Source organism: Rheinheimera lutimaris (genome assembly GCF_013283795.1).
GTDB classification, from domain to species: domain Bacteria; phylum Pseudomonadota; class Gammaproteobacteria; order Enterobacterales; family Alteromonadaceae; genus Alishewanella; species Alishewanella lutimaris.
Genome location: NZ_JABSOD010000002.1, coordinates 287,232 through 309,917, shown reverse-complemented (window position 1 = coordinate 309,917; position 22,686 = coordinate 287,232). Strand labels below are relative to the sequence as shown.

Below are 22,686 nucleotides of genomic sequence, written 5' to 3'. Positions count from 1 at the left end.
CAAACACTTTGATTATGATCATAATCAAAGTATACTGCGGCGATGATTTTTCAGAAGGTGCGAAAGCTATGAAAGTGACAAAGGCGCAGGCACGGGAAAACCGTGAGCGTATTGTGGAGACGGCCTCGATGTTGTTTCGCGAACGCGGTTATGACGGTGTTGGAGTCGCCGAGTTAATGGCTGCTGCTGGTTTTACCCACGGCGGCTTTTACAAACACTTTGGCTCTAAGGCTGACTTGATGGCTGAAGCCGCAGCGTGTAGTTTTGCCAGGTCGGCGGAACAAAGTACTGAGCTTAATATCGCCGATTTTATAAAGCAGTACTTGTCCCGTGAGCATAGGGATACGCCAGCCCAAGGTTGCACTATGGCTGCATTATGCGCAGATGCAGGACGTCAGTCAGAAGTGATCAAACAGACATTTGCAGTTGGAATCGAAAATCAACTGGCTACTTTGGCAGACAAAGATGCCGACTTGAGCAAAACTGAACAGCACCAAGCCAGAGCTAACAGAATTGCTGCTTTTGCACAGGTTGTCGGCGCTATAGTGTTGTCACGAGCTTGCCCGGATGACTCAGCTTTAGCGGATGAAATTTTGGATGTTTGCCGGACTAAAATTCTTGGTCAGTATGACCAATAGTTAAGCACTCGTCGCTGCCATGTAAGTCAAGAAAATATGTTAAGAACCGCTACCGCACTGCTATAGTGGGCTGGCCCACTATAGCGGTAGATAGGCATATATTCCGCGTATCTAACCGCACTAAACTGGCACCCGGGAAAAATGTCGACGAGGTCGAGCATAAATTACTTAGAGTAGTGCCGGACGAGTTTAAACTCGACGTTCACCACTGGCTGATATTGTATGGCCGCTACACCTGCGTAGCACGCAAGCCTAAATGTGGTTCTTGTATTATTGAAGACCTTTGCGAGTTTAAAGATAAGACTGAATAGTGACGATTCACACCTTGCCCAAAGATGAACCGATAGTCACTCCAAAACTCATGATAAGAACAGCAGCAACAAATACCGCTAACACGAACAGGCCAGTTTTATGGGCTTTTGGTACAGAGCTATCCTGCAGGGGCAGCAGAATATGTTACCATTGCCCCCTGCACTGCGAGTTGAAAGACAAAACTGATTAGGAGTTTGTATGAGAATGCTACATACCATGCTGCGCGTGGGTAACCTGGAAAAATCCATCGCTTTTTATACCGAAGTGCTGGGTATGAAGCTGCTGCGCCAGTCAGAAAACCCTGAGTATAAATATACGCTGGCGTTTGTCGGCTATGGCGACGAAAGCGAAAATACCGTATTAGAGCTGACCTGGAACTGGGATACCGATAGCTACGATTTAGGCAATGCCTATGGCCATATCGCTTTGGAAGTGGAAAACGTGTACGAGGCCTGCAATAAAATCCGCGCTAAAGGTGGTGTAATTAGCCGTGAACCCGGCCCGGTAAAAGGCGGTACTACAGAAATCGCCTTTGTGCGCGACCCGGATAACTACGCCATAGAGCTTATTCAGAAAAAAGAGCGTTACGACACGCTTTAATACTACGGCTACATCACCAGTATAAAGCCAGCGTCAGCTGGCTTTAGTACTTAGGCTGAGCGGCAAAATCTTCCAGCCGCTGAATAATCGCTTCAGCATACACCGGCTGATATAACTTACGCATAGTGCCATCACGGTAACTTTGCTCTAATGCCTGCTGCCAGCGGGCAATACGCTCATCAGTAATATCACGGGAAAAGGCCAGATAGCGTTTACGTTCGCTCAGGTATTTCACTAATACCAGTTGGCTACCTCCTGCGGCTACTGCGCTGATAAACTCAGGCAGTGACAGCTCATTAACAGCCGTTAAATCGACCCTGCCCAACAATAACATTTCCAGGCAATCGCCGGATTTGCTGGTTAAGATCAGGTTTTTACCTTCGCTAAAGCCCAGCCGCTTTATCTCTTCTACCGTAGCAGAATTGCGGTAACTGCAAGCAGTGTAATGCCGTGCTAACACATTAAGATCCGGTCGCTCACCCAGCCGCTCTTCTAAGCCATACAGCGAAATTTGATAATGCTTCAGCGGGCCAACCCATTTAAACCAATGCTCGCGTTCAGGCGTGCGCACCGTTTCAAACAACGCTGTATTGTTTGTTGTTCGGGCGATGCTAAGTGCCCTGCCCCACGGCATCAGGTGTATATTGCCGGGCTCAGCCAACCGTTGTTGCAGAATGCTGATAAGCTCTGTGGTAACACCGGCTACCTTGCCCTTTTCATTCAGGTATTCGCCGGGTGGATTGTGCTCGGTTAAAAAATGTATCGGCTGCTGCGCATAACAAGCTACAGATAGCAACGCCACAAGTAAACCTTTGCCAGCGTTTGAAAAAAATCGTCTTGCAGACTTCATTCAGCACCATTGGTTAACAGCATTAAACTTTCATAACAGTTTAATAACACAGACACCATTAAAAGAAAACCAAAACAACAACTTAGCTGTAAAGCATAAGGTAAATTAATCCAGTGTGATCCAGACTTTTTCGTTCAGTGACATGGCAAGATTATTATCGTAGTACGCCGCCTCATTGATAAAGGTTGGGTATACAGTAGTGTCACCGTCATAGTAAATCTCGGTGCCGTCAAACAGAGTAAAAATAGGGTCGCCCGGATTTATCGGCTGGTAGTCTTTGTCCTGCACATTTTTATGCACCATACCGAGGCGCTCACCTTTGTCATTCATTGGCAGTTTAATGCTGTGTAAATAACGAAAGGCTTCGGTTTGTTTCGGTAACGCCGGTAAGCTGTTGCTGTTATATAGTTCAGCAAAGTCGAGAATATGCTGTGTCATGCAGTCCATCAGCTCTAATACATCCTGGCGCAGCACTGATTGCGGTTGTGGGCCAACTTCAACTAACACGCCATAACGCCCGACAGTACACATCAGCGCGTGCTCTTCTGCAGCAAAGTGATCTTCATCACGCGAGATAATCGCCTCGGGCATCATCATCTTTACATAGGCCGCCAGTTGATTATAAAACGGGCCGGCTTGGGTCAGAATTAAACAGGCGCCCATATTACTGGTGGTGTTGTGTAAATCAATCAGCAAATCAGTTTTAGCATCGCCTTTGGGGCCTAATTGGGCATTAAGTACTTTAGCGCGGCTTTGCTCGTAATTGGCAAGCCGGGGGTTGGCTAAATCGGTATTTTTAAACTGACGGTTTAAATCACTGTGCAGATAGCGCTTATTGGCATAATGCGCCTCGGGATTGGCCCACACCAGTTCAGTATTAAAGCTGGCGCGACTGGCTAAATCTGGTTTAGCCTGATATTGCTTGATTAAATAAATACCCGAAAATTCATTGCCATGCACGCCACCGACGATGGCAACCTGTTTTATTTTATCCATAACTATGCCTATAACCGCTCTGTTATACCAAGCCTGTGCTTAGCCTAAATCAAGAGCGTTATTATGACCAGTGTGCTGAAGAAAAAGAATAGATTAAGAATTTAAATGCTAAAAATAAGCATATAAATGCACATCAGGCTGCAGGTTGCGCCAGTTCTAAGGAGTTGTCTGAAATATGCACTAATTCGTTATGCAAAATTTGTTGCGCCTGGCAGATACATTTACCACATTGGCTGCCAACACCGGTGCATATTTTCAGTTCGCGCATAGTCGATACACCTTCGGCCACCTTTTGTTTAATGGCTTTGTCAGTAACAGCTTTGCATAAACACACGTACATAACAGCACTCCGGATAACAGTACGCGAGCATTTTAATATTATTAAGAACCATTATCAATAGTATTTGTGAACTTGAATCGTTACTAATAACAACGCCAGCATAAAGCTGGCGTTGTACTGATGTAAAACTGATTCACTGAATTAACGAAACAGCACTTTTTCCTGTTGGAACCAATGTACACAAAAGCCGATAGCTACAGCAGCCAGCACCAGCGTAGAGCCGAAGATCAGCGCCAGCATAGCGTAATCGGCGGTGCCTTTAATCAACTCTTTAATGGCCAATGCCACGTTCATAATAGGTACCAGCGCCGTTTTACCGTTTAACTCAACACCCGGCATCATCGCGGCAACCAGCGGCAAAAAAATCATAATCGACAACGGACTGATATAGTTTTGCGCCTCTTTAAAGGTGCGGGCGTAGATAGAGATGGCCAGCAACAACGCAGCAAATACTGCGGAAATGGGCAGTAGCAGCGAGAAAATCAACAGCAGCTCAGTAATCGCAATGGCAGACATCGCCTCCTGCACCACGGCCATCCCACCAAAAGAGCCGATAATAGCCCCCCAAATCCCGAAGCTGCCCACAGTGATCAACGCCCCGACCAGGCCGGTGGTCAGTACCGTTAAAAACTTACCCAACACTATGCTGACACGGCTTATCGGACAAATCAGTAAGGTTTCCAGCGTGCCACGCTCTTTTTCACCGGCGCCCATATCAATGGCGGGGTAAGACGCGCCGAGCAAACATAGCGGAATTAAAATATAAGCGATAACAGCACCGAATTTTTCACCGATATTCTCCCGCTTCGCCGCGGTATCCACTTTTTGCACATCAACCGGTTTTATAATGGCCGCCAGCTTTGCCGGGTCGACATTTAACTGCGTTAAGGTGTCACGTTGCAGCTGTTCATTAAAATCGGCCAGCAGGTCGGTAAAGTAACGGTACATAAAATCAAATTGTGATGACTGGTTATAAATAACCTGCCACTGCGCTTGCTCAACCAGCTGGCGCTTAGCAGAAAAGTCTGCCGGTACTACTATTGCCACATCAAATTCGTCGTTGCGGATAGCGTCTACCAGCTCGGCTTCTGTGGTTTTGTCTGTCGTTAGCTGTTTAAAATTTTTGTGATAAAACAAGGCATCGGCAAACTCCGGTGCTTGCTGCGCGTTAATAATTACATAGCGGTGCTGCTCTTGCATGGCTTTGTTGGTGGTGCTGGACAACACCAGGCCCATTACGCCAAAGATCACCGGAAAGATAAAGATCGGCAGCAAAATCACAAAGATCAGCGTTTTTTTATCACGCATCAGTTCAGTAAGTTCTTTAAAATAAACCTGCCACATTTATGCTGCTCCTTGCTGTTGTGTGCTGACACTGCCCTGTAACACCGATAAAAACGCTTCGCGTAAATCACCGCTGCCGGACAAAGCTTTAAACTGCTGAATATCGCCGGAAAAGGCGCTGATACCTTTATCAATCACTACCACCCGGTCACACAAGGAGGCCACTTCATCTAAATGGTGGGTAGAAAAAATTACCGGCGTACCGGCTGCTTTTAAGCCTTTAATAAAATCCAGTACCGTTTGCACCGTCATAATATCCAGCCCTGTTGTGGGTTCATCCAGAATAACCACTTTCGGGCTGTGCACTACGGCACGGGCAATAGCAGTTTTTTGTTTCATGCCGGTAGACATATTGTCAGCCCGACGGTTAGCAAAATCATGCATATTTAACAACGTAAACAACTCATCGATGCGCTGCTTTAATGCGCTTTCGCTCATACCGTGCAAACGGCCGAAATAGGCGATATTTTCAAACGCCGTTAACTTACCGTATAAACCGGTATCCGCCGACAAAAAGCCAATTTGCTGCCGCGCTTTTACCGGTTGTTTCAGTACATCGACGCCGTTTAACAGCACAGAGCCGGCATCAGGTTTCAGCGCCGTAGACAGCATACGTAAGGTAGTAGTTTTACCGGCGCCGTTTGGCCCCAACAATCCCAACACCTCACCGCTGCCGCAGCTGAAACTGACATTACGCACTGAGTGAAAGGCGTCTTTGCTGTAACGTACATCTTGTTTTTCAGTATCTGATAACTTGTTGCTTTTACTAAGCACAAAGGCTTTGGCTAAATCCTGAATATCAATCATGCAACCATCCTGTTGTTAAAGCCGCTAAGTGCTGCGCTGCGGCCGGAAGTAGTCAGTATTGTGATAAAAACCGGTGCTTTCATTGTCGTTATACCAGCCCGGAACGCCCAGTAATGGCAAAGGCGTTAGCTGTTGATTATCAAGAAGTACTGCTTCGTTAGCAATTTGTTCATGCAATTTATCATCAACAAAACTGTAAGCAGCTGTTAAAGGCCAGCGGCTAAAACCATCCGGCACTTTAATAAATATCGTTTTAGCGGTTAAGCCGATAAAAGGCAATGTGGCCATCTCGTAAATAGCATGGCCAAATATCATTGGCCTTATACCCTGCCACCAGTCGCTGCGATTTGTGACAAAACTCTGCTGCCATTGGTGTTGGCGCAGCAGGTCAGCATGCTGGCTGGCTTTAGGTTCCAGGCAAATCACTACACCACACTCATCAAACAAGGTGAGTTTATTACGTAATTTACTGCGCTGCTTTAAACCATGCAGAGCAATTTCTGCCATATGTAGCTGATTTAGCAGCGCCTTGGTTTTCGGAAATAAACACCAGATCAGCGCACCAAAAAAGTCGTGCCAGTTGTCTTTGCGGGTAGGTATGCTCCTGGTGGCATAAATATATTCCTCATAATAACGGCCATCGCTACTAAGCGCGTCATTATCAACAAAACATACGCCAGATTGCGCTCTGTACTGATTAAGCCAATCAATATCGGGGTAGTGTGCCAACTGCTCAATAATGAAGTGCTTACAGAGATCAGCAAATATCGGGTTAGTTTGCAGCAGCGCGCTGTCCCAATCTGCAGGAGGCATAAAGCGGATTTTTACTTCAGTTTTTTGCATAAGCAGTCTTATTTGTTGCAGTTGCTGAAAACCCTCAGCATGAATTACTTACAAAAAGCGCGAAAAAGCGCTTGCAATTTTAGCATGGCATGGCACATTCAGGGGGTGCGTTTAGACGTACATACTGCCAAAACTAATTAATAGAGGTTATCATGTGTTCGATATTCGGGGTGCTTGACATCAAAACTGATGTTAAAGCCTTGCGCCAGCAGGCGCTACAGTTATCCAAGTTATTACGTCACCGCGGGCCAGACTGGTCTGGCGTGTGGAATAACGACAATGCCATTTTAGTGCACGAGCGCCTGGCGATTGTAGATACTGAAAATGGTGCCCAGCCTCTGATTAATGATAATCGAAATCACATTCTGGCAGTGAATGGTGAGATCTACAATCACAAGCAGCTCGAAAAGCAGCTGGCAAGCCCTTACCCATTCAAAACCAAGTCAGACTGTGAAGTGATATTACCGCTATATCTGGAGCATGGCGCTGACTTTATTGATCAGCTGCAGGGCATGTTTGCCTTTATTTTGTATGACGCTGAGCAAAATCGCTACCTGATTGCCCGCGACCATATCGGTATTATTCCGCTGTACTACGGTTACGACGAACACGGCCAGCTGTTTGTCGCGTCGGAGTTAAAAGCTTTAGTACCGGTGTGCAAACAAATTAAAGAGTTTCCGCCGGGTCACTACTTCGACAGCAAAATAGGCGAGCTGCGTAAATATTATCAGCGTGACTGGCAAAGCTATGAAGCGGTAAAAGATAACCCGGCCAGTTTAACTGAGTTAAAAGCCGCGCTGGAGCACAGCGTGAAAAGTCACTTAATGTCAGACGTACCCTACGGAGTCTTACTGTCCGGCGGCCTGGACTCTTCGCTTATTTCGGCTATTGCACAGCAATTTGCCAAACGCCGCGTAGAAGATAATGACGAGTCTGAAGCCTGGTGGCCGCGTTTACACTCTTTTGCTGTGGGGCTTGCCGGTTCGCCGGATTTACTTGCCGCGCAAAAAGTAGCCGATGCCATAGGGACAGTGCACCACACGGTACACTTTACTGTGCAGGAAGGCCTGGACGCGCTGCGTGATGTGGTGTATTTCCTTGAGACTTACGATGTCACCACCATTCGGGCCTCTACGCCGATGTATCTGATGGCGCGTAAAATTAAGGCTACCGGCATTAAAATGGTACTGTCGGGTGAAGGTTCTGATGAGCTGTTTGGCGGCTATCTGTATTTCCATAAAGCACCCAACGCCAACGAGTTCCATGAAGAAACCTTACGCAAGTTAGACCGGCTGCATATGTTCGACTGCAACCGTGCCAACAAAGCCATGTCGGCCTGGGGCATTGAAGCCCGCGTGCCCTTCCTCGACAAAGACTTTATGGATGTGGCCATGCGCTTAAACCCACAGGCAAAAATGTGCGGTGGTGGCAAAATGGAAAAACATATTCTGCGTCAGGCATTTGATGGCTTGTTACCGAATGAAATATTGTGGCGTCAAAAAGAACAGTTCTCTGACGGTGTGGGTTACAGCTGGATTGACAGCTTAAAAGCCCATGCGGAAAAAGAAGTGACCGATCAACAAATGGCTACTGCCAGCTTCCGCTTTCCGGTGAACACGCCGGACAGCAAAGAGGCCTATTACTACCGGGTTATTTTTGAAGAGCACTTCCCGCACGCCGGCGCTATCGCCTGTGTACCGGGGGGTAAGTCAGTCGCCTGCTCTACTCCTGAAGCATTAGCCTGGGATGCTAAAATGGCACAAATGACCGATCCGTCCGGCCGTGCCGTGCGCGATGTGCACACTCAAGCCTATTAAGCTGTAAGCTAAAACAAAAAGGCCACGCAATTGCGTGGCCTTTTTATTTCCCTTAACCTCAATACATCAGTCTTGCTGCATCTGCGCTATGCGGGTATCAATTTTGCGCTCTTTACTGCGAAACAGGTTTTTCACATCTTCCAGTATTACATACAGCGCCGGTATCAGTACCAGGGTAATAATGGTGGCGAACAAAATACCAAACGCCAGTGACACCGCCATCGGCACCACAATTTTTGCCTGTAAGCTCTTTTCCAGCACTATCGGCGCCAGGCCGACAAAGGTGGTAAGCGAGGTAAGCAATATTGCACGGAAGCGCTGCGCACCGGCTTGTGAAACTGCCTGACGGATAGATAACCCTTCCTCGCGCGCTTTATTAACAAAGTCGACCATTACCAGCGAGTCGTTTACCACCACCCCGGCCAGCGCTACCAGGCCAAAGATCGACATAATACTCATACTCAGGCCAAGCACCATATGCCCTACTACAGCACCGACTAAACCAAACGGGATCACGCTCATAATAATAAGCGGCTGACTGTACGATTTAAGCGGTACTGCCATTAAGGCATAGATACAGAACAGCGCGAACACACCGGCTTTGAGTAAATCAGCTTGCGCATCCATTTCGTCCTGGCTGGCACCATCGAGCTCACCGGTCACGCCTTCATACTTATCAGTAATTTCTTTAATCACCGTTTTACGCATTTCTCCTACCACCTTACCCGGCTCCACTGTGGTTTTATCGGCAGCTGCGGTAATAGTAACAGCGCGTTCGCCATTTACACGGTTAATGGCACTGAAACTGGGCTGCATAGTATAGCTGGCGACCTGAGCAAACGGGATTTCACCACCGTCTGCGGTGCGAATGCGCATATTTTCCAGGCTGCCGACAGAGCTGCGATCGGTACGCGGATAACGCACCATCACTTTGACTTCTTCGCCGTCGCGCTGCACGCGCTGCGCTTCGGCACCGTAAAAGCCATACCGTACCTGACGCGCCACATCGGCCAGCGTTAAGCCCAAAATATGCGCTTCAGGTTTCAGCTGCAGCACAATTTCGTCATTGCCGCCCAGCAGGTTGTCTTCAATATCGTACACTCCGGCATATTCAGCTAAGCGCGATTTTAACTCTTCAGTTGCCAGCTTCAGGTTGTCCAGATTAGTGCCACGCAGTTGCAGCGCTATATCGGCAGCACCACCACCACCGGTTGAAGCATTAATTTTAAAGGCTTTTAATCCCGGAATTTCCGGCATTTCAGCGCGCCAGCGATTGGCAATTTCAAAGCCGTCAATTTCACGGCCTTCGCTCTTTTCCAGCTCAACCACTAACTGGCCACCGGTATCGCTTTCAAGGAACATTAGCCTGTGCTTGACGATATCTTCGTCGTATTCTGCATTAAGTTTATCATTTGCCCTTACCAGCGCGGCCTCTGCTTCACGCATAGCATTAACCGTAGCCTGATTGGACGAGCCTTCCTGCATAGTCAGGTTAGCATTGATAAAGTCACTGGGAATATTCGGAAAAAATACCCATCGTACCAAACCACCGCCCAGCACGCCAAACATCAGGATCAGCATGGCAAAAAACGCTGCCATGGTGATATAACGATACTGAATACAACGTTCGACAAAAGGTTGATAGCGCTTGGTAACAAAACTCTGCATGGCACGAGCTACGGCTTCGCGCACCGCTTTTAAACCATTACTGCAAGCACGGCCGGCACTGTAAAATAAACCTTTGCGGTTTGGGTCCCACGGCTTGGTGTCCATATTAACAATGTGCGCCGGCAGGATCATTTTCGATTCGACCAGCGAGAAAATCAGACAGAGTACTACCACCCAGGCAATAGAACCCCAAATCGGCGCCTGGGCACCGCCCACCATTAACATCGGTGTAAAAGCCGCGATAGTCGTTAACACGCCGAAGGTGGCAGGCATGGCTACTTTTTTCGCCCCGGCGATAACAGCTTCGGCCGATTTACCGCGTTTCTCAATTTCACTGTAGGCACTTTCACCGATAATAATGGCGTCATCCACCACTATGCCCAGCACTAAGATAAAACCAAACAGGCTGATCATATTGATCGAAACATTAAACAAGGGCAACGGCAGCATGGCCATAGCACCGAGAAAACAAACCGGAATACCCACCATAACCCAGAACGCAATACGAAACTCGAGGAACAATGTTAAGGCCAGCAGTACCAAAAACGCGCCCATCAGCAGGTTATTGCTCATCAAATCCAGCCGGCCCTGCAGGTAGTAACTGGAGTCACCCCAATGGGCGATGGATACCGACGGTGGTAGCTCTTTCTGTTTGCGTTCAACGTAGGCTTTTACCTGTGCGGCAATTTTCAGTGTATTGTCATCGCCGACCGCATCAACACGGATTGATACCGAGTTTTTACCATCAAAGGTGGATAAGTCTTCACGCTCAATAAAGCCATCATTAATAGTGGCAATATCTTTTAAGGCTAAGCGGGTGCCGTCAGCAAATGTCAGCAGGACTATATCTTCAAAGTCCTGCGCAAAGTACGCCTGACCTTTGGTGCGCAGCAAAATATTGCCGCTCTCAGATTTGATAGAACCACCGGGTAAGTCAACCGAACTGCCACGGATGGCCGTGACAACCTGATCAAATGTCAGACCGTACTCTTTTAATTTCAGCTCAGACAGTTCGATAGCAATTTCATAATCACGTGCGCCTACCACATCCACTTTGCTGATGCCGGGCAGCTTTTTCAGCTCATCGCGCACATCTTTTGACAGTTCTTTCAATGTGCGCTCACCGGCATCACCATACAGCGACAACCACATCACATTACTTTGAAACCTTACGCGGTACACCACCGGTTTTTCGGTTTGTTCCGGCAGCGACGATATCGCCGAGACCTGAGTTTTAATCTCGTCCATCACCTCCTGAATATCGTAGTTGCTGGCAATCTCGGCACGTACCGTTGCCAACCCCTCAACCGCAGTAGAGCGGATGCGTTTAATACCGTTAACGCCCCGCAAGCTTTCTTCAATTTTTTCTATAACACCGCTTTCCACCTCTTGTGGTGCTGCGCCAAGATACGGCACACGGATATTGACTTGTTCCAGCACTATTTCGGGGAAAATCTGCTTTTTAATGGTAAAAAGCGATGCCACACCAGCCACCAGAATAATTGCCATCAATAAATTTGCTGCCACGCTGTTGCGGGCAAACCAGGCAATAATGCCCTTATTGGTATCCATGGCTTACTCCTTAACCTGGCTGGTCAGCACGGCAGCATCCGGGTTCGCCGCTTTCTCTGCCAGTTGTGCCGCTTCATCTGCTGCAACCCGCACCAAAGTACCCGCCAGTGGGTTGGCAATAGCAGAGGTAGCTAACCGGTCACCTTCAGTAAAGCCGGAGCGGATATACGCCGAGTGTTCGTCAGCACGTTCTAACACTACCGCGCGAAACTGTAACTGGTTGTCTTTGTCCACCACCAGCACCTGTTGCTGCGCTAACAGCAAATGCCGCGGGATCACCACCACCTGTTCGGTTGCGTCACCCAATATTTGCGCCTGGACGAAACGACCGAAACGCAATGGCGCGTGTTTTTGGTTCACACGTTGGTAAGGGTCGGTTACTTCAGCAACGGCATAAATTACCCGGCTGCGTGCATCCAGTACGCCTTCAGTGCGCACTAATTTTGCCGGCCACTGCATAATGCGGCCGGCTACCGCGGCAGTTAACACTACTTCCGGTTCGATGTTGTCGTTGGTAAAGTCCGGCACCTGTAAAAAAGCCAAATCATTATCGGTTAGCGGTAAACGAATTTCCGCTACGTCAGTGCCGTAAATCATACCGACACTGGTACCGCGGCTGATAAACTGGCCCAGGTTAGCATCGCGGCTTTTTACCATGCCGGCATAGGGTGCGCGAATTTCAGTGCGGGCCAGGTCACGTAATGCCCGCTCCAATTCTGCTTCCGCCGAACGCACTGTCGCAAGGGCACCGGCCAGTTGTGGCCGGCGTAACCCTAATTCCGGAGCTTTACCGGCGGTAAAAGAGCGCCACTCCTCTTCCGCTACACGACCACGGGCTTTTTCCTCTTCCAGGGCTGATTGCGCGTTAGCCAAGCTGGCTTCTGCCGCTTTTACATTGGTTTGATAATCTGCCTGCTCTACCCGCACCAGCAAATCACCTTTGTTAAAAAAGCCACCTTCGATAAAGTTTTCTGCCACTGCCACAATACGGCCATTAACTTCAGAGCTTAAACTGGTTTCCAGTTTGGGTTGCACGGTACCTTGCGATTGAATGCGATACACCAAATCCTGCGGCTTTATCGTGTCGGCGTTCACCAGAATAGCCGGCCGTTGTTCTTCTTTTTTCTCCGGCGGCTTGCGCATACTGGTTAAACTCATTGATGCCACCACGGCCACGGCAATAATGACCACGGGAATAGCGATTTTTATAATTTTTGCTGCCATCTTTTTTGTCTTCCACAATGCTGTTTTACTGCCGATATACTAAAACGCCACCGCAAGAAAGTAACGCTGTGAATGTTACGCTTTGTATCAGTGTAGGTAACAGCCGTTGCAAACACCGCATCTGTGGCAGAAAAAAGCCATTTGGCACACTTAATCGAACGCCCGTGGTTATTAGCTTGCCACTAAATTCAGCTGTTACTAATGCTCAGTTGCATGCTTTTACCAGCAGCCCGACAAGTCAATCGGCATAATATCTTGTTACAACTGCAACACAACTTTACTGCCGGCAAACAAGATCACTTTTGTTATATCAACCTTTAAAAGGATTATTTGCGAAGCAAGAAAAAATTACCTAAGGTGATTCACATAACAAAGTGGTCATTATTTCATCATAAAGACCCGACATGATAGACAAGGTTATAGCGCTTTGAGCACACATTAAGGGAAATACTATGAGTATCAGTAAGCAATATCTGAAGACCAAGCCATTGTGCAAAGTAACGTTTACCTTGCCGGCGCACCGGCTGGAAAATATTGAACAAGTGGCCTTGCTGGGCGAATTTAATGACTGGGATCCGGTCGCGTTACCAATGAAGAAAAGCAAAAGCGGCGATTTTACCGCAACGTTGAATTTAGAAAAAAATAAAGCTTATCAATTCCGCTATTTGGTAAACGGTGGCACCTGGCTGAACGATGACGCCGCTGACAGTTATCAACCGTCGCCGGTATCTTATGATCATAACTCGGTAGTGCTGTTATAAAAGCACAGTTATAACAGAACGGTTGTAACCGACATTTACGGGCAGCCCGCGCTGCCCGTTTGTTTATCACGCTATATCAGCATTTTTGCAGTACTAAACAGCCCACTGAGTAACCCGCACCAAACGAGCACAAAATGGCATGCTCGCCTGAGTTAATACCTTGCTTATATTTATGGAACGCAATAATTGAGCCGGCTGAGGCGGTATTGGCATAGGTATCCAGCACCAGGGGGGCCTCTTCTGGCAGCGGATCGCGGCCGAGAATTTTCTTCGCGGCAAAAATATTCATATTAATATTGGCCTGATGTAGCCACAATCGCTTCAGTTGCTCCGGTTTAACCTGCTGCTCTGCCATTTCGGCCTGAATAACATCAGCCACTATCGGCAGCAACTCTTTAAACACTTTGCGGCCCTGTTGTTTAAAAAACGGTACCAGGGGATCATCCGGTAAACAATGTTCGGTATAACCGACATCGCAACGGATGTTGTTGGAAAACTCTGTTTTCAGCCGCATGCCGTTGATGCGATATGCATTATCCGCTGTGCAGCTGTCTTCTGCTTCAATGATGGTAGCAGTACACACATCACCAAAAATAAAATGACTGTCGCGGCTGCGGTAATTCACCTGTGGCGAGGCAAATTCCGGGTTCACTACCAATACCACTTTAGCCGTGCCGCCACGAATAGCATTTACCGCGTTGCTGATGGCAAAGGTAGCAGACGAGCAGGCCACATTCATATCAAAAGCGTAACCGGCAACACCCAATAGTTGTTGCAGCTCAATTGATAATGCCGGGTAAGGTCGCTGCATATTTGAGGCGGCACAGATAATCAAATCAATATCTGCAGCAGTTTTATTGGCTTGCGCCATGGCTTCACCCGCAGCCGACAGCGCCATCTCTACCATTTCCGGCGCTTGTTCTTCAGTGCGGCGGTCAAATACCGGCCGCATCAGCTCAACGTCTAAAATACCGTCTTTGTACAACACATGCCGCGCTTTAATGCCGGAGGCTTTTTCAATAAATTCGCTGCTGGAGTGCTCCAGCGCCGGCGTTTCACCACGGCCAATAGCGTCGGCATGTTGCGCATTAAACTGGTCTACATACTGGTTGTAGCTGGCTACCAATTCGTCGTTGGTAATAATATGCTGAGGCGTAAACAGGCCCGAGCCGCTGATAACAACACTTTTCATAGTACTGCCCTTGTCAGATGGCGGTTTTACTACCGCTTTACAATGTCGGCAGTATAACTGAAATCAGCCCTTCAGTTGTACCATGCTGTTGTATTATCCGCATATTAGCCTGCCTGTTCAGTCTCGATTTATGCAACACGGTATACATTAGCAAGCTGTGTGAGCCATAATAGCCCCGCATTCAATTTTTTTTCATTTTCTTAATACGGGATTTTTCCACGTCGATGCCAAACCGCGGTTTCCTTATTTCAACAATGCTGGCAGCCATACTAAGCGTTAGTTCTCCCGCGCGTTCAGATACAACATATCAGTTTAAAATCAGCGGTGTGGATGGCGCTTTGCGCGACAATATCGATATTTATCTGCAAAAATATACTGATGCCGACCATACGCCCGGCTTGCGGTTTCAAACCACATTACAGCAGGAAATCCAGACCGCTTTACAGGCGCTGGGCTATTACCACAGCGAAATCAGCATAACCCACGACAAAGCCACACCACGGCTACTGCAAATTAACGTACAAGCCGGTGAGCCGGTGCGTATCAGCGAAAGCGACATACAATTATCCGGCGATGCCACAACCGACAGCGATTTTGCCGCCTTACTGGCAACTCAGGCACCTAAGCAAGGCCAGGTACTGCACCATGGCGCCTATGATGGTTTCAAAAGTGCCTTAAAAAGTCTGGCACTGCGCAAAGGCTACTTTGACGCTGATTTTACCCAAGCCCGGCTTGAGGTCGCGCCTGAGCTTAAACAAGCTTTTGTCCGTTTACACTTTAACTCCGGTACGCGCTACAAATTTGGTGACGTCAGTTTTAGTGGCAACCAAATAGCAGAGCCCGGGCTACGCTCTTTAGTGCCGTTTAACCACGGTGATCATTATCTGGCCAGTCAGTTGGGCGAGTTTAACCAGGCATTAGCCGCTACCGGCTGGTTTTCGTCCATTTTAGTTGAGGGCGACACCACACAGATGCAGGATTTTACGCTGCCGATTAACGTGGCGCTGCAACCGGAACGGCGCAACATTATAGAAACCGGTATCGGCTACTCTACCGATGTAAAAACCAGGTTGAAACTAAACTGGAATAAGCCCTGGCTAAATAAAGCCGGCCATAGTCTGAGCAGCAAGCTGGCGCTGTCCGAGATAGAGCAAAGCGTAGAGGCTGCCTACAAACTGCCTTTGGCCAGCGTTGCCAACGACTTTTATCAGGTACAGCTGGGTTTTAAGAATCGTGATAATCAGGACACGCAAAGCCGTGAGTCTAACCTGGCATTAGAGCGCCACTGGTTGCTGAAAAGTGACTGGTACCGTACAGCGTCTGTACGTTGGTTGTATGAAGACTTTGTCCAGGCAGACCAAAATGACAGCATCAGCCTGATTATGCCGGGGTTAAGTTACAACCGCACCAAACAGTCAGGCGGGCCAATGCCCTCCTCTGCCAACCGCATATTGCTGGGAGTTGAGGTATCAGATGAAGCCTGGGGCTCTGATGCCAGTTTTGTGCGCTTGCGCAGCCGTTTGGGCTGGATTGGCAGTGCCGGTAATAATCATCGCTTTGTTACCCGGCTTGATGGCGGTGCTATTCTGATGGAAGGTTTGTCGCAACTACCGCCTTCACTCCGTTTTTTTGCCGGTGGCGATAACAGTATCCGTGGTTACGGCTATGAAACCGTATCGCCACGTAACAGCGATGATGAGCTAACCGGCGGGCGCTATATGGCAACCGCGGCGCTGGAATATCAGTACCGTGTTAAAGGTAACTGGTGGCTGGCGGCATTCAGTGATTACGGTAGCGCCTGGGATGATAAGCCCGATTGGGTGCAGGGCGTCGGTTTCGGCGTGCGCTGGGCCTCTCCCGTAGGCCCGGTGCGGCTTGACCTGGCCTGGGGACTGGATGGCCCGGACAACGGTTTTCAACTGCACTTTGCCCTGGGGCCGGAATTATGAGCAACCAAACGGCTAAGCATTGGCTAAAACGCGCGTTAAAGTGGCTGCATTGGACACTGGTGCTGCCGTGTGCAGCACTTATTGCCATAGTATTTACATTGCTTTATACCTCAGCCGGGTTAAGTTTTAACCTGTGGCTGGCACAGCATGTGGTCAGTGGTTTTAGTGTTGAGCGCAGCGAGGGTAGCCTGCTCGGTGGTAACACCTTATATGGGCTGCGCTGGCAAGATGATGCACTAACGCTGACGTTAGACCAAAGTACCCTGCAGATTAATAACGGTTGTTTTTTGCGCTTTACCCTCTGTATAGAGCAACTGGCACTGCAAGGCATGCAGCTTACTATTGCTGACAGCGACAATCCGCTGCAGGCAGATCCCCCGCCCCCACCAGCAAGCTTATGGCTACCCCTTGCCATTGATATTACTCAGCTGCAACTGAACGATGCCACAGTGGAAGCTGGCGGCACGACATTAAGCTGGCAACAATTCAGCACTGCCGGCACCCTTTGGGGCAATAAAATACAACTTAATCAGCCGCACTGGCAGCAGGTTGTCCTGACTCTGCCGCAAACTACTGACGCTGCTGATGTCCCCTTTGCCTATCAGGTGCCGCAGCTACAAGATATTTCCTTGCCACTGAGTTTGTTTATCGACCGTTTTCGCCTGACTGATTTCACCCTGCAGCAAGGCGCTGAGCCTGAAGCACACACCCTGAGTGAGCTGGCATTCAGCCTGCAACTGCTGCCACAGCAAATCACGCTGACTCAGTTGGATATCCGCCATCCGCTGGCAACCTTGTATGCCTCAGCCAGGTTAGAGCCGGTTGGCAACTATCCGCTAAAAGCCGATATCCGGCTGTTGCTGCAAGACACAGCGCTGGCCGGTCAGCGCCTGCGCCTGACGCTGGACGGTGATTTAAGTAACTTGCAACTGCAGGCCAAAGCCAGTGCGCTGTTGGATGCTGAATTATCGTTGTGGCTAAACCTGTTAGACAGTGCCCTGCCGGTGAATGCCAGCTTAAATGCCACACAGTTACAATGGCCGCTTAGCGGTGAAGCAGAAGTACAGCTAAGCCAGCTGCAAATAGCCGCCGGCGGCAGCCTGGAGCAACTGTACTTTAATGCCGGATTAGCCCTGAGCGGTAACCAACTGCCAGCCAGCCGTGTGCAATTAAATGGCCATAGCAGCCTGACCGCTGTAACGCTGGAAAACATCGTGGTTAACAGCCTTGGCGGCGAGCTCAGCGGTCAGGCTGAGCTGAATTGGCAGCAACAACTAAGCTGGCTTGGCACAGCGCAGTTAAGCGACATTCAGCCGGGGCAATTCTGGCCGGATTATACCGGTGAACTAAATGGCAATATGCAGTTTAACGGCCGGTTGACGCCGCAAGGCGGCTGGCAGTTAGCCCTACCGGAATTAAACCTTAACGGCACCTTACGTGACTACAAGCTTAAGCTGGACGGCAGTTTAAGCGCTGCTGATAACAGCGGACAAGGCGACTATACATTAGAAACGCCCGGCCTGACGCTGCGCCATGCGCAAAACCAGATCCAACTGACCGGCTCACTGGATAAGCAGTGGCAACTGGCAATGAAGGTTGTTATACCGACATTAGCGCAAAGCATAAGCGGCGCACAAGGCGATATCAGCGCCGACTTTAATATTACCGGTCAACGCCAGACACCAAAGCTGACAGGCACGCTTGAAGCCAACGCCCTCCAATGGCAGGACGCCAGCCTGCAGCAGTTAACGCTTGACACCAACCTTAGCCTGAACAGCGAACGTAATCTCAATACAACGCTATTGTTGCAAGCCAGCAACGCCAAATATCAGCAGCAAAGTGTTGACCAACTGCAGCTGACACTCAGCGGCAGCGAATTACAGCATCAACTGACACTGCAACTGAGCGGTGCTGAGCACAATGCCGCCATAGAACTGACCGGCAGTTTGCAAGCAAACGAGTACTGGCAAGGCACCTTGCTATCCGCCAGGCTGGACAGCCTGGCGGGGCCCTGGCAACTGGTTGACAGCACGGCGCTGAATTACCGCTTTGCCAATACGCAGTTAACTGTGCAGCCGCACTGTTGGCAGCAAGCCCCGGCTGAGCTGTGCGCAGTTAAACCACTGCTACTCAGCGCCGGGCAGATAGCACTTGAGTTTAAACTACAACAGTTTGCTTTATCCGCTCTGGCTGATTTTTTACCCGCGCAGATGGCCTTACAAGGCCATGTTGATGCTTATGTCAGCGCTAACTGGCAACCGGGCCAACAACCGCAGGCACAACTTAAGATTAATGGCAGCAGCGGCGACTGGCGCTATCTGGCAGAACAGCCGCTGACACTGAGTTGGCAAGGCTGGGCGCTGGATGCAGCATTGGCTGACGATACGCTTAACGGCAGCCTGAATTGGCAGTTTGACAGCAACAGCGCATTACAAACTGAAGTCAGCATTAGCGATGTACAATCCGACTCGCGTCAATTGCAGGGTAAGCTGCTGCTACAGCAGTTTAGCCTGGCCTTCCTGCAACCCTTGCTGGAGCAAAGCAGTGAGCTTGCCGGCATGCTGAACAGCGACTTACGCTTTGGCGGTGATTTAAGCAATCCGGACATTAACGGCAAGCTGGCACTAAGCGGCTTTAAACTGGCCGGTAAACAAGCTCCGGTAGATGTAACAGATGCCGACATAGCGCTTAGGTTTAACGGACAGCAAGCCACGCTGCAGGGGTTGGTTAACACCAGCAAAGGCCGGATAGATTTAAATGGTGATGCAAAATGGCCACAGATAGATAACTGGCAAGCAAGCGTTAAAATAAAAGGTGATGAGCTGAGCCTGCAAATTCCTCAGGCACGGTTACAGGTGGCACCGGATTTAACCTTAACCGCCACGCCCGGCCTGACATCGCTTAGCGGCACGGTGCAAATTCCGTTTGCCCGTATCAACATCGACAGCCTGCCGCAAACTGCGGTGGGGTTATCTGATGACCTGGTGTTGCTGGACGAGGCATTGCAGCCGATCCCGACAGAGCAGCAAACGGCTTTTGCGCTGCAAACTGATGTTAATGTCGTGCTGGGCAGGCGGGTACAGTTATCGGCTTTTGGTCTGCAAACCCGTCTCAGCGGTAGCTTAAGAGTGCGCCAGCAGCCGAAACAACAGCCAACGGTTAATGGCGATGTCAGCCTGCAAGACGGTACCTTTCGCGCTTATGGTCAGGACTTACTGATCCGTCAGGGCAAAATGAGCTTTAACGGCCCGGCCGACCAGCCGTTTTTAAATGTTGAAGCCATCCGTAATCCGGCCAATATGGAAGATGATGTTATTGCCGGGATCCGTGTTACCGGCCCGGCAGATGACCCCACTGTCAGCATTTTTTCCGAGCCGGCAAAACCCCAGGCTAATGCGTTAGCGTATTTGCTGATGGGCCGTGATATCGGCAGCGATTCCGGCAGCGCCGGTTCAGCACTTACCACCAGCCTGATTGGTATGTCGATTTCTTCTACCGGCGCTTTGGTCGGCGAGCTGGGAGAAGCCTTTGGTGTGCGCGATCTTACGCTGGATACTGCCGGTGCCGGAGATAACTCGCAGGTAACCGTGAGCGGCTACTTGTCACGCGATCTGCAGGTTAAATACGGCTATGGCATTTTTAATGCTGTTGGCGAATTTACCCTGCGCTACCGCTTAATGCGCAACCTGTATCTGGAGGCGGTAAACAGCTTAGATAACGCTGTTGATTTACTCTACAAATTTGAGTTTGACTAATTCGCTTGTAGTAGCAAATGCTGATAGCGGCCCAGCGATGCATAAGGCTCAGTGCGGTTGTATTGTAATTCCAGCGCCAGCAACTGCTCAAAGTGGCTTTGCTGCTGGCTGCGATCGCGTAAATAATCATGAAAACAGCGCACCCCGGTTTTAGCCAGCACACTAAAGCCGGCTTGTTCACACCAACGCAGCACATCCGTTGGCGCCAACGGATGTTGCGGGTTTAAACTGACCTTTTTCTTCACCTGAAAATCTGCTGCGACATAATCAAAGTTGCCAAACAAAATATTGCCAAAACGCTTGGCATCTTTGTTATAAAACATCAGCGATAACACGCCTCCGGGCGCAACCAACTGCCGCAGTTGCGCAATAGCCAATTCAGGCTGAGCCAACCACTCCAGCATGGCGTGACACAACACCAGCTGATACTGTTGCTGATGCGTGGCCGCCAGCTCCGCCAGACCAACCTGCGCAAAGCTGACGTTATCAGCGCCCTGCTTCAGGGCTTGTTGCTGTGCCAGTTGCAACATGTCGGCAGAAATATCGGTTAAATGCACGAGATGGCCCTGCGCAGCCAGAGCCAATGCTAACTGGCCCTGCCCCGCGCCGACATCGAGGATATGGCAGGGTTGTTGTAACAGTTTAAGTTCGGCTAAATCCCGCAGCAAAACTAATTGGCGCAATTTACCTTTAGTATTGCTGTAAATATTGTGCGCAAATTTGGCCGCGATACCATCAAAGCTGCGATCAGTTTTTTGTGTCATGCCGGATTATCAATATCAATAAACTGCACATCCAACGCAAACTGCTGCGCAATAAATTCGCCCAGTGCTTTGACACCATAACGTTCGGTAGCATGATGGCCGGCGGCGATAAAATGAATACCCAGCTCACGCGATAAATGAATAGTTTGCTCTGATACTTCGCCACTGATAAACAGTTGCGCGCCGGCTGCCGCCGCCTGCTCGATATAGCCCTGACCACCACCGGTGCACCAGGCCAGCTTGCTGACGGCAAGGCTGCCCGCTGCGTGTAACAGAACTTGTCTGCCCAGCACTTGCTCTAAACCGGCGGCAAGCTGTTGTACCGGCGCCGCTTGCACCAGCTCGCCCTGCATCAGCACACCATTGGGCTCGGCTGTGGCAACAGCCGTGATATTTTGCGCCTTAAGTAAGTGGCCTAATTGCGCATTATTGCCAAGCCGGGGATGCACATCCAACGGTAAATGATAAGCCAGCAAATTAATGTCATGGCAAAGCAAGGTTTGCAGACGCTTTTTCTTAATGCCGGTTACCGATGCGGTTTCGTTTTTCCAAAAATAGCCGTGATGGACCAGTATCGCATCAGCGTTCACCGCCACTGCAGCATCCAGTAAGGCCTGGCTGGCAGTAACCCCGGTAACCAGCCGGGCAATGCGTGCCTTGCCCTCTACCTGCAAACCATTTGGGCAATAATCACGAATTTTTTCACTTTGTAACTCGGTATTCAGAAATTCAACTAACTGGTCGCGATCTATCATCGACTGGCTTTCCGCTGTTGTTGGTAGCCGTATTGTACTGCAACAGCTAAAAAAATCAGGCACATTTGTCTAACAGTGGCAAAATGTTGTATAAATAGCGGGCTAGTTGCTTAAATAATGTCTGTTAAGGATCCGTATGAGTAAATTGGACAAAGATCAGGTTGTTGCTGACTTTACCGCAGCCTACACCGCTGCCTTTGGTAAAGCGCCGCAACTGGAACAAAAACCCGGTTGGTTTAGCGTAGATGGTGGTAAGAATATCCGTCTGGCGGAGCTGGCTGAATTAGGTGCCAGCTACAGTGCTGCAAAAGGTACAGCTAAAGCAAAACCGGCAGCAGAAAAGAAAGCCGCTCCGGCCAAAGCAGCAGCCAAACCTGCTGCTGCAAAACCGGCTAAAGCCGCTAAAGCCAAAAGCAGTGGTAATGGCCAGTCTGCAGCTGCAGTTTGGACAACGCGACTGGGCGATAAACAACGCCAGCCAAGAGGTTGTCGTTAATAC

General features: G+C 49.4%; 18 protein-coding genes and 1 pseudogene. 8 read left to right on the top strand and 11 right to left on the bottom strand.

Annotation, left to right across the window (positions count from 1 at the left end):
- The first annotated feature begins 14 nt into the window (after positions 1–14).
- From HRH59_RS03040 to gloA, 3 genes and pseudogenes are all read left to right on the top strand, one after another.
- Entirely contained in the window at positions 15–638 is a 624-nt protein-coding gene (locus HRH59_RS03040) for a TetR/AcrR family transcriptional regulator (RefSeq protein ID WP_218573445.1), read from the top strand.
- A gap of 11 nt (positions 639–649) precedes the next feature.
- Positions 650–949, top strand: a pseudogene (locus HRH59_RS03035) (endonuclease III); the annotation flags it as partial.
- Positions 950–1,148: 199 nt separating this feature from the next.
- Complete coding sequence (gene gloA / locus HRH59_RS03030) at positions 1,149–1,550, top strand: lactoylglutathione lyase (RefSeq protein WP_173499790.1); 402 nt, start codon at positions 1,149–1,151, stop codon at positions 1,548–1,550.
- A gap of 43 nt (positions 1,551–1,593) precedes the next feature.
- On the opposite strand, the gene HRH59_RS03025 is transcribed toward gloA, so the two are convergent.
- From HRH59_RS03025 to HRH59_RS03000, 6 genes are all read right to left on the bottom strand, one after another.
- Positions 1,594–2,352: a substrate-binding periplasmic protein gene (locus HRH59_RS03025; protein ID WP_173499789.1), complete on the bottom strand. Its 759-nt coding sequence runs from the start codon at positions 2,350–2,352 to the stop codon at positions 1,594–1,596.
- Between the two features lie 153 nt (positions 2,353–2,505).
- Entirely contained in the window at positions 2,506–3,396 is an 891-nt protein-coding gene (locus tag HRH59_RS03020; RefSeq protein ID WP_173499788.1) for an aspartoacylase, read from the bottom strand.
- A 133-nt stretch (positions 3,397–3,529) separates the two neighbouring features.
- Positions 3,530–3,736, bottom strand: coding sequence for a bacterioferritin-associated ferredoxin (locus tag HRH59_RS03015; protein WP_173499787.1), 207 nt, complete (start codon positions 3,734–3,736; stop codon positions 3,530–3,532).
- A gap of 141 nt (positions 3,737–3,877) precedes the next feature.
- A complete protein-coding gene (locus HRH59_RS03010; RefSeq protein ID WP_173499786.1) occupies positions 3,878–5,080 on the bottom strand; it encodes an ABC transporter permease in 1,203 nt (400 codons plus the stop codon).
- Positions 5,081–5,887 (bottom strand): ABC transporter ATP-binding protein, encoded by an 807-nt coding sequence (locus HRH59_RS03005; RefSeq protein WP_173499785.1) that lies wholly within the window; start codon positions 5,885–5,887, stop codon positions 5,081–5,083.
- Positions 5,888–5,911: 24 nt separating this feature from the next.
- Positions 5,912–6,730 (bottom strand): DUF3025 domain-containing protein, encoded by an 819-nt coding sequence (locus tag HRH59_RS03000; protein WP_173499784.1) that lies wholly within the window; start codon positions 6,728–6,730, stop codon positions 5,912–5,914.
- Between the two features lie 152 nt (positions 6,731–6,882).
- Here HRH59_RS03000 and asnB point away from each other — a divergent pair, with 152 nt between their 5' ends.
- Positions 6,883–8,547 (top strand): asparagine synthase B, encoded by a 1,665-nt coding sequence (gene asnB, locus HRH59_RS02995; RefSeq protein ID WP_173499783.1) that lies wholly within the window; start codon positions 6,883–6,885, stop codon positions 8,545–8,547.
- Between the two features lie 66 nt (positions 8,548–8,613).
- On the opposite strand, the gene HRH59_RS02990 is transcribed toward asnB, so the two are convergent.
- Positions 8,614–11,787, bottom strand: coding sequence for an efflux RND transporter permease subunit (locus HRH59_RS02990; protein ID WP_173499782.1), 3,174 nt, complete (start codon positions 11,785–11,787; stop codon positions 8,614–8,616).
- Positions 11,788–11,790: 3 nt separating this feature from the next.
- Positions 11,791–13,011 (bottom strand): efflux RND transporter periplasmic adaptor subunit, encoded by a 1,221-nt coding sequence (locus HRH59_RS02985; RefSeq protein ID WP_173499781.1) that lies wholly within the window; start codon positions 13,009–13,011, stop codon positions 11,791–11,793.
- A 452-nt stretch (positions 13,012–13,463) separates the two neighbouring features.
- On the opposite strand from HRH59_RS02985, the gene HRH59_RS02980 reads away from it, so the two are divergent.
- Positions 13,464–13,772 carry an isoamylase early set domain-containing protein gene (locus tag HRH59_RS02980; protein ID WP_173499780.1) on the top strand — a complete coding sequence of 103 codons (309 nt, stop codon included), beginning with the start codon at positions 13,464–13,466 and terminating at the stop codon, positions 13,770–13,772.
- A gap of 76 nt (positions 13,773–13,848) precedes the next feature.
- On the opposite strand, the gene HRH59_RS02975 is transcribed toward HRH59_RS02980, so the two are convergent.
- On the bottom strand, positions 13,849–14,964 hold the full coding sequence (locus HRH59_RS02975; protein ID WP_173499779.1) for a beta-ketoacyl-ACP synthase III: 1,116 nt from the start codon (positions 14,962–14,964) through the stop codon (positions 13,849–13,851).
- A 224-nt stretch (positions 14,965–15,188) separates the two neighbouring features.
- Here HRH59_RS02975 and tamA point away from each other — a divergent pair, with 224 nt between their 5' ends.
- Both tamA and tamB read left to right on the top strand, forming a co-directional pair.
- A complete protein-coding gene (tamA, locus tag HRH59_RS02970; protein ID WP_231702378.1) occupies positions 15,189–16,913 on the top strand; it encodes an autotransporter assembly complex protein TamA in 1,725 nt (574 codons plus the stop codon).
- Positions 16,910–20,668 carry an autotransporter assembly complex protein TamB gene (gene tamB / locus HRH59_RS02965; protein WP_173499778.1) on the top strand — a complete coding sequence of 1,253 codons (3,759 nt, stop codon included), beginning with the start codon at positions 16,910–16,912 and terminating at the stop codon, positions 20,666–20,668. The genes tamA and tamB overlap by 4 nt, the downstream gene beginning before the upstream one ends.
- Here tamB and HRH59_RS02960 read toward each other — a convergent pair.
- Together HRH59_RS02960 and HRH59_RS02955 are read right to left on the bottom strand one after the other, a co-directional pair.
- Positions 20,665–21,432: a methyltransferase domain-containing protein gene (locus HRH59_RS02960; protein ID WP_173499777.1), complete on the bottom strand. Its 768-nt coding sequence runs from the start codon at positions 21,430–21,432 to the stop codon at positions 20,665–20,667. The two genes, tamB and HRH59_RS02960, sit on opposite strands and share 4 nt — an antisense overlap.
- Positions 21,429–22,187, bottom strand: coding sequence for a Nif3-like dinuclear metal center hexameric protein (locus HRH59_RS02955; protein WP_178089461.1), 759 nt, complete (start codon positions 22,185–22,187; stop codon positions 21,429–21,431). Before HRH59_RS02955 ends, HRH59_RS02960 begins: the two co-directional genes overlap by 4 nt.
- Before the next feature lie 136 nt (positions 22,188–22,323).
- Between HRH59_RS02955 and HRH59_RS02950 the strand changes: the two genes are divergently transcribed.
- Complete coding sequence (locus tag HRH59_RS02950) at positions 22,324–22,683, top strand: hypothetical protein (protein WP_173499776.1); 360 nt, start codon at positions 22,324–22,326, stop codon at positions 22,681–22,683.
- Positions 22,684–22,686: the final 3 nt, after the last annotated feature.

What these genes read in the sequence shown, in the direction of transcription:
- HRH59_RS03040 (WP_218573445.1), top strand. Translation starts at nt 15, where the DNA reads ATGATCATAATCAAAGTATACTGCGGCGATGATTTTTCAGAAGGTGCG.
- gloA (WP_173499790.1), top strand. Translation starts at nt 1,149, where the DNA reads ATGAGAATGCTACATACCATGCTGCGCGTGGGTAACCTGGAAAAATCC.
- HRH59_RS03020 (WP_173499788.1), bottom strand. Translation starts at nt 3,396, where the DNA reads ATGGATAAAATAAAACAGGTTGCCATCGTCGGTGGCGTGCATGGCAAT.
- HRH59_RS03015 (WP_173499787.1), bottom strand. Translation starts at nt 3,736, where the DNA reads ATGTACGTGTGTTTATGCAAAGCTGTTACTGACAAAGCCATTAAACAA.
- HRH59_RS03010 (WP_173499786.1), bottom strand. Translation starts at nt 5,080, where the DNA reads ATGTGGCAGGTTTATTTTAAAGAACTTACTGAACTGATGCGTGATAAA.
- HRH59_RS03005 (WP_173499785.1), bottom strand. Translation starts at nt 5,887, where the DNA reads ATGATTGATATTCAGGATTTAGCCAAAGCCTTTGTGCTTAGTAAAAGC.
- HRH59_RS03000 (WP_173499784.1), bottom strand. Translation starts at nt 6,730, where the DNA reads ATGCAAAAAACTGAAGTAAAAATCCGCTTTATGCCTCCTGCAGATTGG.
- asnB (WP_173499783.1), top strand. Translation starts at nt 6,883, where the DNA reads ATGTGTTCGATATTCGGGGTGCTTGACATCAAAACTGATGTTAAAGCC.
- HRH59_RS02990 (WP_173499782.1), bottom strand. Translation starts at nt 11,787, where the DNA reads ATGGATACCAATAAGGGCATTATTGCCTGGTTTGCCCGCAACAGCGTG.
- HRH59_RS02985 (WP_173499781.1), bottom strand. Translation starts at nt 13,011, where the DNA reads ATGGCAGCAAAAATTATAAAAATCGCTATTCCCGTGGTCATTATTGCC.
- HRH59_RS02980 (WP_173499780.1), top strand. Translation starts at nt 13,464, where the DNA reads ATGAGTATCAGTAAGCAATATCTGAAGACCAAGCCATTGTGCAAAGTA.
- HRH59_RS02975 (WP_173499779.1), bottom strand. Translation starts at nt 14,964, where the DNA reads ATGAAAAGTGTTGTTATCAGCGGCTCGGGCCTGTTTACGCCTCAGCAT.
- tamA (WP_231702378.1), top strand. Translation starts at nt 15,189, where the DNA reads ATGCCAAACCGCGGTTTCCTTATTTCAACAATGCTGGCAGCCATACTA.
- tamB (WP_173499778.1), top strand. Translation starts at nt 16,910, where the DNA reads ATGAGCAACCAAACGGCTAAGCATTGGCTAAAACGCGCGTTAAAGTGG.
- HRH59_RS02960 (WP_173499777.1), bottom strand. Translation starts at nt 21,432, where the DNA reads ATGACACAAAAAACTGATCGCAGCTTTGATGGTATCGCGGCCAAATTT.
- HRH59_RS02955 (WP_178089461.1), bottom strand. Translation starts at nt 22,187, where the DNA reads ATGATAGATCGCGACCAGTTAGTTGAATTTCTGAATACCGAGTTACAA.
- HRH59_RS02950 (WP_173499776.1), top strand. Translation starts at nt 22,324, where the DNA reads ATGAGTAAATTGGACAAAGATCAGGTTGTTGCTGACTTTACCGCAGCC.